Below are 11,604 nucleotides of genomic sequence, written 5' to 3'. Positions count from 1 at the left end.
TAAGGGGGTTTATATTTCATAATGTGGGAGCTGGCTTGCCTGCGGTGACGTAATTACCCTCAATACAAATCTACCGGGTCTACATCCAACGACCATCGCACCTGCCGACCGCTGGGCAGTTGCTCCAGCTCAAGCATCCAGCGACTTAATAGCCGATGCAGCGGGGCGCGGGAGGTTGCCTGCAAGAGTAGCTGAGCGCGATAACGTCCGGCGCGCCGCTCCATGGGCGCTGGCACCGGGCCGAGTAGTTCGATGCCACTGAGGGCCAGTTCGCCCAATAAACGCTCAGCGGCGCTGCAGGCCTCATCAAGAAAGCCTTCGGCCTGCCCGGGTTTGTGAGCTTCGGCACGCAGCAGCGCCAGGTGCGCAAAGGGCGGGAGGCCGGCGGCGCGGCGTTCGCTCAAGGCCTGTTCGGCGAAGGCAAAGTAGCCTTGTTCCGTCAGTTGAATCAGCAGCGGGTGGTCGGCCAGGTGCGTCTGGATAATCACCCTGCCTGGCTCTTCGGCCCGCCCGGCGCGTCCTGCCACCTGCACGATCAACTGCGCCATGCGCTCGCTGGCGCGAAAATCCCCGGAGAACAGCCCTCCATCGGCATCCAGGATCGACACCAGGGTCACCCGTGGGAAGTGATGCCCTTTGGCAAGCATCTGCGTGCCCACCAGGATGCACGGTTGGCCTTTGTGGATGGTGGTGAACAGTTGGTTCATGGCGTCTTTGCGCGATGTGCTGTCGCGGTCCACCCTTAGCACCGGGTAGTCCGGGAACAGAATGCCGAGGCGTTCTTCGGCGCGCTCGGTGCCGGCGCCCACGGGCCGCAGGTCCACCTTGCCGCACTGCGGGCAATGGCGCGGTACCCGTTCCACATGGCCGCAGTGATGGCAGCGTAACTCGCCGTGGCGCTGGTGCACCGTCATGCGCGCATCGCAGCGCTCGCACCCGGACATCCAGCCGCAGTCATGGCACAGCAGCGTCGGGGCGAAGCCGCGGCGGTTGAGAAATACCAATACTTGCTGGCCGGCGGCCAGGGTCTGGCCAATGGCCTGTTGCATCGGGCCGGAAATACCGCTGTCCAGCGGACGGCTTTTCACGTCCAGGCGCAGGAAGCGCGGTTGTTTGGCGCCGCCAGCACGCTCGTTCAGGCGCAGCAGCCCGTAACGGCCGGTGTAGGCGTTGTGCAGGCTTTCCAGGGACGGCGTGGCCGAGCCCAGCACAATCGGGATGTCTTCCTGGCGGGCGCGTACCAGCGCGAGGTCGCGGGCGTGGTAGCGCAAACCTTCCTGCTGTTTATAGGAGCCATCGTGCTCCTCGTCGACGATGATCAGCCCGGGGTTTTTCATCGGCGTGAACAGTGCTGAGCGCGTGCCGATAATAATGTCGGCCTCGCCGTCCCGCGCCGCTAGCCACGACTCCAGGCGTTCACGGTCATTGACCGCTGAGTGCACCAGGGCGATCCGGGCATTGAAGCGTTGCTCGAAACGCGCCACGGTCTGCGGGCCCAGGTTGATCTCGGGGATCAGCACCAGTGCCTGCTTGCCCGCCTGCAGGGTTTCGCGGATCAGTTGCAAATAGACTTCGGTCTTGCCGCTGCCGGTGACGCCGGCCAGCAGGAATGCATGGAAACTGTCGAAACCGGCGCGAATCGCCTCATACGCGGCGCGTTGCTCGGGGTTCAGCGGCAACTCCGGCTGGGCCAGCCAGTGTTCGTGGCGCGGGTCCGGGGCGTGTTTGCGGATTTCCACCTGCACCAGGCCCTTGGCCAGCAGCAGGTCGAGGCTGTCTTTGCTCAGCATCAGCTTGCTTAATAGCTGATGGGCCACGCCGTGTGGGTGTTGTGCCAAGGTGGCCAGGGCCTCACGCTGGCGCGGAGCGCGGGCGATGCGCGGGTCGTCGAGGCGTGCGCCGGGCACCATCGACCAGAAACGCTCCTGGCGCGCTTCGGCCAGTTCGCCCTGGCGCAGCAGCACCGGCAGCGCCCAGCTCAAGGTATCGCCCAGGCTGTGTTGGTAATACTGCGCGGTCCACAGGCACAGCTTGAACAGCGCGGGCGGCAGCGGTGGTGTGGCGTCGAGCAGGGCAATTGCCGGCTTGAGCTTTTCGGCAGGCACTTCGCTGTGGTCGGTGACTTCCACCAGAATGCCGATCATTTCCCGGCGCCCGAACGGCACGCGCACGCGCATGCCCGGTTGCAACTGCGCACGCGACACGCCGGGCGGGGCCCGGTAATCGAACAGGCGGCGCAGGGGCGAGGGCAGGGCTAGGCGCAAAATGGCGTCGGGCACGCGAGGATTCTCATCAATAAAGGCAAGCGGTGGCGCAGGGGCGCGAGCCTAGCAGACCGGGGGTGTCCCGTCTCCAGTACTGGAATCGGATCTTGTGGGAGCTGGCTTGCCTGCGAAAGCGCTAGTGCAGTAACAGATGCAGTGACTGACACACCGCCTTCGCGGGCAAGCCCGGCTCCCACATTGACGGCGGTGTGTGAGGAATATCTGATGAAAGGAAGTTTTCGACCATTCCCGCCGCTTGCGTGATTAAAAAGGTCTGGTAGAATCCGCGGCCTAATTACGTGCGGTATTCGACAATAGTGTCGAGTGGCGGCACGCTAGCCCGAGGAAGTGCCATGAAAGCCGATATCCATCCAGCGTACGAAACCATCGAAGTCACCTGCAGCTGCGGCAACAAGTTCGAAACTCGTTCGAACCTGTGCAAGCCACTGGGTACTGACGTATGCAACGAGTGCCACCCGTTCTACACCGGTAAGCAGAAAACTCTGGACACCGGCGGCCGCGTACAGCGCTTCGCAGATCGCTTTGGTGCTTTCGGCAAGAAGCCTGCTGCTACTCCAGCAGAGTAAGGTTCAAGAGCCTTATGGGCTTTTACCCGCTGTTGAAAAAGGCGTCCCTTGTGGGCGCCTTTTTTGTGCCTGGGATTTGGCTGGCGACCGCTCAGGCCAACCCCTTCTGCCCCGCCCCGGCGGCCATCGTGCGTGTGGAGGTACAGCGTGTGGTGGATGGCGACACGGTACGCCTCAAGGACGGTCGCAGCGTGCGCATGATCGGCCTCAACGCGCCGGAAACCGGCAAGAAGGGCCGCCCTGACGAGCCATTCGCTGTCGCCGCCCGCCAGCGCCTGCAGGCGTTGGTCAAGGCCAGCGATGGGCGTGTCGGCCTGGTGCCGGGGCGCGAACCCAAAGACCATTACGGGCGCACCCTAGCTCACCTCTACGGCGCCAATGGCGAGAATCTGGAGGCGCAACTGCTGGCCGAGGGCCTGGGGTACCAAGTGGGCGTGGCGCCGAATGTGGACCTGGTTGCCTGCCAGCAGGCGGCCGAAAACAGCGCCCGCCAGGCACGGCTTGGCCTGTGGCGCCAATCGCCGGTGCACAGCGTGGCGAATCTCAAGCGCTCCGGGTTTGCGCTGGTGGCCGGTCGGGTCAGCAAGATCGAGCGTAATCGCGGTGGAATCTGGATTGAGCTGCAGGGCTCACTGGTATTGCGTATTGCGCCCGAGCTGATCAGCCAGTTCGATACGGCCATGCTCGATGGTCTGCAAGGCCGCACCATTGAGGCGCGCGGTTGGGTGCAGGATCGAGCCCGCCGTGGCGGCCTGAAAAAAGGCCAAGCGCGCTGGCTGTTGCCAATAACCGACCCCGGCATGCTGAAATCGGCGCTTTGAATAAAAAATTGTAGACATTTTTTATTTCGATTGTGAACAGTTGAGCCCTTGTATCCCGTGGCTCTTGGCCAAAAGTCGTAGCGCAGGGCCCTTGACACCTGTGACTGCCCAGTCTTGTAGGGACTTTACGACACGCGTATCCTCGGCGGTCCGTCGACCAACAGTAAAAGCGGAATGCCGATATGTCTGATTTGAAAACTGCCGCTCTCGAATACCATGCCAATCCTCGTCCAGGAAAGCTGAGTGTAGAGCTCACCAAAGCCACTGCCACTGCCCGCGACCTGTCGCTGGCCTACAGCCCTGGTGTTGCCGAACCCGTACGTGAAATCGCCCGTGACCCAGAGCTGGCGTACAAGTACACCGGCAAAGGCAACCTGGTTGCAGTGATTTCCGATGGCACCGCGATTCTGGGCCTGGGTAACCTCGGCCCATTGGCTTCCAAGCCAGTCATGGAAGGCAAGGGCGTGCTGTTCAAGCGCTTTGCCGGCATCGACGTTTTCGACATCGAAGTCGATTCCGAAAGCCCGCAGGCGTTCATCGACACCGTCAAGCGCATTTCCATCACGTTCGGTGGCATCAACCTGGAAGACATCAAGGCACCTGAGTGCTTCGAGATCGAAAAGGCCCTGATCGAGCAGTGCGACATTCCGGTATTCCACGATGACCAGCACGGTACCGCGATCGTTACCGCAGCCGGCATGATCAACGCTCTGGAAATTGCTGGCAAAACCCTGGGCGAGGCGAAAATCGTCTGCCTGGGCGCCGGTGCCGCGGCCATTTCCTGCATGAAGCTGATCATCAGCATGGGCGCCAAGCTGGAAAACATCTACATGGTCGACAGCAAGGGCGTGATTCAGTCCGAGCGTACCGACCTGAACCAGTACAAGGCGATGTTTGCCCATCCGTCCTCCAAGCGCACCCTGGCTGACGCTCTCGACGGTGCTGACGTGTTCGTTGGCCTGTCCGGCCCGAACCTGCTGAGCGCTGAAGGCCTCAAATCCATGGCGCCGAACCCTATCGTGTTCGCCTGCTCCAACCCGGATCCGGAAATCTCTCCTGAGCTGGCCCACGCCACTCGCAGCGACGTGATCATGGCCACCGGCCGTTCGGACTACCCGAACCAGGTCAACAACGTATTGGGCTTCCCGTTCATCTTCCGTGGTGCCCTGGACGTTCGCGCCAAGCGCATCAACGAAGAAATGAAAGTGGCCGCTGCCAACGCCCTGCGTGAACTGGCCAAACTGCCGGTACCTCAGGACGTGTGCGACGCCTACGGTGGTGCCAAGCTGGAATTCGGTCGTGAGTACATCATTCCGAAACCAATGGACAAGCGCCTGATCACCCTGATCTCCGATGCCGTGGCCAAGGCCGCTATCGAGACTGGTGTGGCTACCCTGCCGTATCCAAAGAACTACCCGCTGCAAAGCGTGGATGATGTGTTCAACGGCTAAGCCGTTGTAGACACACCCGCAAAAAAAGCCCCGACTGAGTGATCAGTCGGGGCTTTTTTGTGGCTGATTGTCCCGTGGCTGATCGTTCCCACGCTCTGCGTGGGAGCGCCCACCTGGACGCTCCGCGTCTGCTTTTAAGGTCGTGACGCAGAGCGTCACAGGATGCATTCCCACGCGGAGCGTGGGAACGATCGGCCGATCAGCGTGATCAGGTCAGAACAAATCGATCGGCGCGCCTTCATCCGCCGGCAGCGGGCTGCCCGGCACTACGCCGTTGCCCAGTTCGTTGACCGATGGCGGTGTGTCTTCGCTCTTGAACAGCTCGAAGTACGCATTCGGCGTGCTCGGTGAAGCTGCGCGGCCACTGATCGGGTCAATGCGCAGGCTGAGGATGCCTTCTGGCTCTGGCTGGGTGTGCAGCGGCTTGTCCTTGAGCGCTGCGCCCATGTAGCTCATCCAGATCGGCAGGGCGACGGTGCCACCAAACTCGCGGCGGCCCAGGCTTTCAGGTTGGTCATAGCCGGTCCACACGGTGGTCACGTAGTCGCCGTTGTAGCCGGAGAACCACGCGTCCTTGGACTCGTTGGTGGTACCGGTCTTGCCAGCGATATCCGCGCGGCCCAGGGCCAGTGCGCGGCGGCCGGTGCCCTTCTTGATCACGTCTTGCAGGATGCTGTTGAGGATGTAGGTAGTGCGGCCATCCACGATGCGCTCGGCAACCGCTGGCGCTTGCGGTTCGGCCGGTGCGCCGGCATTTGCGGCCGACGGTGTGCCTGGCGTCGGCTCGATGGTGATACCGCCGTTGCTCGGGACCGCAAGCCCGTCGGTCGCGGCCACACCATTGACCACGTCGCCTGGTACCCGTGGAGGGTTGGCGGTGAACAGGGTGTCGCCATTGCGGCTTTCGATCTTGTCGATCAGGTAAGGCGCGATCTTGTAGCCGCCGTTGGCAAAGGTGCTCCAGCCGGTGGCGATTTCCATCGGCGTGAGGGTCGCGGTACCCAGGGCCAGGGACAGGTTTGGCGGCAGGTCCGACTTGGCGAAGCCAAAGCGCGTCATGTAGTCGATGGTCTTGCCTACGCCCATCGCCTGCAACAGGCGGATCGACACCAGGTTGCGTGACTTGTACAGCGCCTCGCGGATACGGATCGGGCCGAGGAACGTGTTGGTGTCATTCTTCGGGCGCCAGACCTTGTCCAGATATTCATCGACGAACACGATTGGCGCGTCGTTGACCAGGCTGGCGGCGGTGTAGCCGTTGTCCAGCGCGGCACTGTAGACAAACGGCTTGAAACTGGAGCCCGGCTGGCGCTTGGCCTGGGTAGCGCGGTTGTAGTTGCTCTGCTCGAAGGCAAAGCCGCCGACCAGTGCGCGGATCGCACCGTTCTGCGGGTCCAGGGACACCAGGGCGCCCTGGGCGAGTGGCACCTGGCTGAATTTGAGGCTGTCATCCTTCTGGCGTTGCACGCGGATCAGATCACCCACTTGGGCCACGTCGGATGGCTGCTTGGGCATCGGGCCCATGCTGTTGGTGTTCAGGAACGGGCGTGCCCACTTCATGCTGTCCCAGGCTACATGGGCTTCGCCAGAGCGGGTCAGCACTTGTATGCCGTCCTTGGTTACCTGGGTGACGATGGCCGGGTCCAGGCCGCTGATCGAACGCTGTTTGCCCAATTCGGTGGTCCAGGCACTCAGGGTCTTGCCCGGCAGGCGCGACTCGGGACCGCGGTAGCCGTGACGCTGGTCATAAGTGATCAGGCCTTCATGTACCGAATGGTTGGCGATTTCCTGCAAGTTGCTCGGCACCGTCGTGGTGACGCGGAAACCTTCGGTGTAGGCCTCGCTGCCATAACGGCCAACCATCTCGGCGCGGGCCATTTCAGCGATATAGGGTGCATTCACTTCGGGCGTCGGCACGTGATAGCTGGCATTCAGCGGCTCGGCCACGGCGCTTTCATAAGCGGCCTGGTCGATCTTGCCCAGCTTGTACATGCGGCCCAGGATCCAGTCACGGCGTTCTTTGCTGCGCGCCGGGTTGGCCAGCGGGTTGAAGCGCGACGGTGCCTTGGGCAGGCCGGCGATCATCGCCATTTGCGCCAGGCTGGCGTCACGAATCGACTTGCCATAGTAGACCTGGGACGCGGCCTCGATGCCGTAGGCGCGGTTGCCCAAGTAGATCTTGTTGACGTACAGCTCGAGGATTTCATCCTTGGTCAACTGGCGTTCGATCTGCAGCGCCAGCAGGATTTCGGTGGCCTTGCGGGAAAAGCTGCGCTCGCTGGTGAGGAAGAAGTTCTTCGCCACCTGCATGGTGATGGTGCTGCCGCCCGATTGAATATGTCCGCTTTTTACCAGTTGTGTGGCTGCACGCACCAGGCTGCTGGGGTCTACGCCGTAGTGGTTGGCGAAATTATCGTCTTCGGCGGACAGCAATGCGCTGATGAAATTGGGTGGAATATCGGCGAAACGGATCGGTGTGCGGCGCATTTCGCCGAACTCCGCGATCAACTTGTCATCGCTGCTGTAGACCCGCAAAGGAATCTGCAACTGGATACTTTTGAGGGCCTCTACGGAGGGCAAACCCGGACTAAGGTAGAGGTAGGCCCCGCTGAATACGAGCAGCAGCCCGCAGACGATGGCGACAATGGAGTACCCGAAAAACTTCAGCAGACGAATCAAGGCTTTTGGATTTCCAGAGAAAAGAAAGAGTTACGCGTCGGGGCATGCATGGCAAACGATGGATCGACCCGGGCAGCAGATAAAAAGCGGGAAAAAACGCTGGGCATTAAAGCATTTTTCGGCTTGGGGCGTCATTCGCGAGCCTTGAACAAGCCGACCGAATGCAAGGTGCCTGGCAGCAATCAGGCGAGATGACAGCCGGTATGACAGGGAAAGTTTTGGGGAGTTTTATGGGAAAGGGATTTTTCAGGCGAAAAGTCGACACGGTGTTGGGGGTCGATATCAATGACAGCGGCATCAAGCTGATCGAACTGGGCCGCTCATCAGCCGGTTTCAGCGTCCAGGGCTACGTTATGCAAATGCTGCCGCCCCAGGCGGTGGTGGACGGCACCTTGCTGGACCTTGAGGGTGTGGGCCGTGTGCTGCAACAGGCACTGTCGAGGCTGGGTACCTCGGCCCGGTACGCTGCCGCGGCGGTCGCGGGCCCGTCGGTAATTACCCGGCTGATTGACATGGACGCCGGCCTCAGTGATGAGGAAATGGCCTGGAAGATCCAGATGGAGGCCGACCAGTTCATCCCCTATCCATTGGACGAGGTGGCCATCGACTTTCAGGTTCAAGGGCCATCGGCTCAAGGCCCGCAGTGGGTAGAGGTGATGTTGGCGGCTTGCCTGCGTGAGCAGGTCGAAGCGCGCGAGGCGGTTTTGGCCCTGGCGGGGCTGGTGCCGCGGGTGGTCGATGTAGAAGGGTTTGCATTGGAGCGCGCTTGCCTTCAGGATTTTGCCAGCTTCACGCCGGGTCATAGAGTCGATGGTGCACAATGGGCCTTGGATGCCCAAGGGATGGGAGTGGCTTGCGGGCTGGCCCTGAGGAGTTTCGCTGGATGACACGAATCAATCTTTTGCCTTGGCGCCAGGCCCTCGCGGAGCGCAGGCGCAAATACCTGTTGGTGCTATTGCTGGCGTTTGCCTGCGTGGCGCTCGCGGCACTGTGGTTGGCTGATCAAGTGATCGACCAGGCGATAGACCGGCAGGTAAGCCGCAACAGCCGCCTGGAAGAGCACATCGCTACCCAGGACTCGCGGATCAGGACCATCGACGACTTGCAGGAGCGAAGCCAGCAACTGGCCGAACGCATGAAGGTGGTTCAGGACCTGCACGATGCCCGCTCTTCCGGTGCTCGATTGTTCGAGCAATTGGCTCGCTCGGTGCCTGAAGGTGTCCATCTGCATGAGGTGGTTGCGAACGGCGACACCATCAGCATTCGCGGCACGGCAGAAAGCAACCAGGATATCGCCCGTTTGATGCAGCAGCTCAAGCCAATCCACGGCTCCAGTTCGACCCGTCTGCAGCGCGTGCAATCCGAAGGTGCACGCGGCGAAAGTGAATTCCAGCTGATGGTGCGCCAGGGAGAGTCCAGCGAGGCGCAACCATGAGCCTGCCCAGGCTCGATTTTTCCACGCTCTCTTACAGCGCTGCCAAATGGTCCCTGCCGGGCAAGGTGCTGCTTGGCTGTGCGCTGGCCGGCCTAGTGCTGGTGCTAGGCGAGGTTTCGCATGGGGGGCCGCAGCGGGAGCGATTGCACGGGCTTGAGGCGCGGGAGCAGGCGCTGCAGCAGCAACTCACAGAAAAGACCGGCCTGGCCGCGAGCCTTGAGCTGCGCACCCGGCAAGTCCGGAGCATGGAAGACAACCTTGCCGGCCTTCTAGGGCAATTGCCCGGCGAGTCCGAGCTGCCTGCCGTGCTGGAAGACATCGCCCGGCTGGCGGCTGTTCATGGGGTGTGGGTCGAAGGCATCACCGTGCTGGATGAAGCGCCTCGGCAGCTTTATATCGAACAACCCATGCAGATAAGCGCGTCCGGGGTTTACCACGACCTGGCGACGTTTGTCAGTGCCTTGGGTGGGTTGCCGCGGGTCGTTACCGTGCAGGATATTGCGCTCGGGCATCAGGGCGCCTTGTTACGTCTGAACATGCTCGCCAAGACCTATCGCAGCATCCTGCAAACCGGCAAGGCCCGTCAGGTGCTCGACCCAGGGCCGCAATTTGTCTACGAGCCCTCGTCCTTGCGCGACCCGTTCACGCCGCCCGCCTTGCAGGCACCGCACGTTCCGGGCCGCCCGGCCCTTGCCCCGGATTTCACCCGGCCACGGGGACTGTTGGAGGGTATGCGCCTCGATCAGTTCGAAATGGTCGGTACGTTGTCCCGTGGTGCGCAGGCCTTTGCCTTGTTGCGGGCTGGGGCCAGGGTGTATCGGCTGGCGGTGGGTGATTACCTGGGGCCGGACCATGGCCAGGTCACGGCCATTCAAGACGCTGCTGTCGAGCTGGTGGAGCTGTTTCCCGATGGACAGGGCGCCTGGCTGGAACGCCCGCGAACCCTTGTGCTGAACGTCAACTCATAACGGAATCAAACAATGAAAAGGACCTTCTCGTCCTTCGGTGTGGCGCTATGGATAGCGTTGACGGCACCGATGGCTGCTGCTGTGCCCAATCGCCTGGACCTTATCCAACTGCCGCCGCCCGACAGTGCCCAGCCGTTCAGCTATACAGGCGCCAAGCTGACCCTGAATTTCCAGGACATCGACCTGCGCGCGGTCTTGCAGCAAATTGCCGATGTCGCCGGGCTCAACCTGGTGACCAGCGATGATGTGCAGGGCTCGATCACCCTGCGGCTCAAGGATGTGCCCTGGGACCAGGCTCTGGACCTGGTACTGCAAACCAAGGGCTTGGACAAGCGAGTCAAGGCGGGCGTGTTGCTGGTGGCGCCCGCCGATGAATTGGCTGCTCGCGAGCTGTTGATGCTGGAGTCGCGCAAGCAGATGGCCGAGCTGGCTCCCTTGCGTCGGGAGCTGCTGCAGGTCAATTACGCCAAGGCCGCCGACCTGGCCAAGCTGTTTCAGTCGGTGACCGGCTTTGAGGGCTCCACCGATGAGCGCGGTTCGGTGGCGGTGGATGACCGCACCAACAACATCATCGCCTACCAGACTGGCGAGCGGCTCGAAGAGCTGCGGCGCATCGTGGCGCAACTGGATATCCCGGTACGCCAGGTCATGATCGAGGCGCGGATTGTGGAGGCCAATGTCGACTACGACAAAAGCCTGGGTGTGCGCTGGGGTGGGCGGCTCACCCGCGGCAACAGCGGCGTTGGCGGTATTGGCAAGCCGCTGGCGGAGGGTGCCGAGCCGCCGCAAAACCCACCCAGTTCACCCTTTGTCGACTTGGGGTCGCTGGCCGGAACCTCGGGCCTGGGGATCGCCTATATCACCGACAACCTGTTGCTGGACCTTGAGCTGACCGCCATGGAAAAAACCGGCAACGGTGAGATCGTCTCGCAGCCCAAGGTCGTCACCTCCGACAAAGAGACTGCACGCATCCTCAAAGGCACCGAGATTCCTTATCAGGAATCCACCTCCCAGGGTGCCACCTCGGTGTCGTTCAAAGAGGCCTCGCTGTCGCTTGAAGTCACGCCGCAAATCACTCCCGACGACCATGTGATCATGGCGGTCAAGGTCACCAAGGATGAGCCCGACTACCTGAACCGACTCAATGACGTGCCGCCGATCAAGAAAAACGAGGTCAACGCCAAGGTTCTGGTCAGGGATGGCGAGACCATCGTCATTGGCGGGGTTTTCTCCAACACCCAAAGCAAAGTGGTAGATAAAGTGCCATTTTTGGGCGATGTGCCGTATCTTGGCCGCCTTTTCCGGCGCGATGTGCTGGCGGAGAAAAAATCCGAGCTGCTGGTATTCCTGACTCCGCGTATCATGAATAACCAGGCGATTGCTGTGAGTCGTTGATTCT

8 protein-coding genes and 1 pseudogene are annotated in these 11,604 nt (G+C 61.7%); 7 read left to right on the top strand and 2 right to left on the bottom strand.

Annotation, left to right across the window (positions count from 1 at the left end; genetic code table 11):
- Window positions 1-59: 59 nt before the first annotated feature.
- The gene (locus FXO12_RS16310; RefSeq protein WP_057975393.1) at window positions 60-2,279 is read right to left on the bottom strand and encodes a primosomal protein N'; all 2,220 of its coding nucleotides are present in this window, start codon (window positions 2,277-2,279) and stop codon (window positions 60-62) included.
- A gap of 338 nt (window positions 2,280-2,617) precedes the next feature.
- Here FXO12_RS16310 and rpmE point away from each other — a divergent pair, with 338 nt between their 5' ends.
- The 3 genes from rpmE (at window position 2,618) to FXO12_RS16295 (ending at window position 5,123) form a co-directional block, all read left to right on the top strand.
- Window positions 2,618-2,851 (top strand): 50S ribosomal protein L31, encoded by a 234-nt coding sequence (gene rpmE, locus FXO12_RS16305; RefSeq protein ID WP_005784030.1) that lies wholly within the window; start codon window positions 2,618-2,620, stop codon window positions 2,849-2,851.
- A gap of 14 nt (window positions 2,852-2,865) precedes the next feature.
- The gene (locus FXO12_RS16300; protein WP_057975394.1) at window positions 2,866-3,672 is read left to right on the top strand and encodes a thermonuclease family protein; all 807 of its coding nucleotides are present in this window, start codon (window positions 2,866-2,868) and stop codon (window positions 3,670-3,672) included.
- 182 nt (window positions 3,673-3,854) lie between these two features.
- Window positions 3,855-5,123, top strand: coding sequence for a malic enzyme-like NAD(P)-binding protein (locus FXO12_RS16295; RefSeq protein ID WP_014716577.1), 1,269 nt, complete (start codon window positions 3,855-3,857; stop codon window positions 5,121-5,123).
- 213 nt (window positions 5,124-5,336) lie between these two features.
- On the opposite strand, the gene FXO12_RS16290 is transcribed toward FXO12_RS16295, so the two are convergent.
- Window positions 5,337-7,799, bottom strand: a complete 2,463-nt coding sequence (locus FXO12_RS16290; RefSeq protein ID WP_372241997.1) for a penicillin-binding protein 1A — start codon at window positions 7,797-7,799, stop codon at window positions 5,337-5,339.
- Between the two features lie 233 nt (window positions 7,800-8,032).
- Here FXO12_RS16290 and pilM point away from each other — a divergent pair, with 233 nt between their 5' ends.
- The 4 genes and pseudogenes from pilM to FXO12_RS16270 all read left to right on the top strand — a co-directional run.
- Complete coding sequence (gene pilM, locus FXO12_RS16285; protein ID WP_057975452.1) at window positions 8,033-8,689, top strand: type IV pilus assembly protein PilM; 657 nt, start codon at window positions 8,033-8,035, stop codon at window positions 8,687-8,689.
- Entirely contained in the window at window positions 8,686-9,237 is a 552-nt protein-coding gene (locus tag FXO12_RS16280) for a PilN domain-containing protein (RefSeq protein ID WP_057975396.1), read from the top strand. The genes pilM and FXO12_RS16280 overlap by 4 nt, the downstream gene beginning before the upstream one ends.
- On the top strand, window positions 9,234-10,205 hold the full coding sequence (locus FXO12_RS16275) for a pilus assembly protein PilP (protein WP_057975397.1): 972 nt from the start codon (window positions 9,234-9,236) through the stop codon (window positions 10,203-10,205). Before FXO12_RS16280 ends, FXO12_RS16275 begins: the two co-directional genes overlap by 4 nt.
- A 135-nt stretch (window positions 10,206-10,340) precedes the next feature.
- Window positions 10,341-11,600, top strand: a pseudogene (locus tag FXO12_RS16270) (type IV pilus secretin PilQ); the annotation flags it as partial.
- Window positions 11,601-11,604: the final 4 nt, after the last annotated feature.

Source organism: Pseudomonas sp. J380 (assembly GCF_009827115.1).
GTDB lineage: Bacteria > Pseudomonadota > Gammaproteobacteria > Pseudomonadales > Pseudomonadaceae > Aquipseudomonas > Aquipseudomonas paracarnis.
This window is presented reverse-complemented; position numbering and strand designations above follow the sequence as displayed.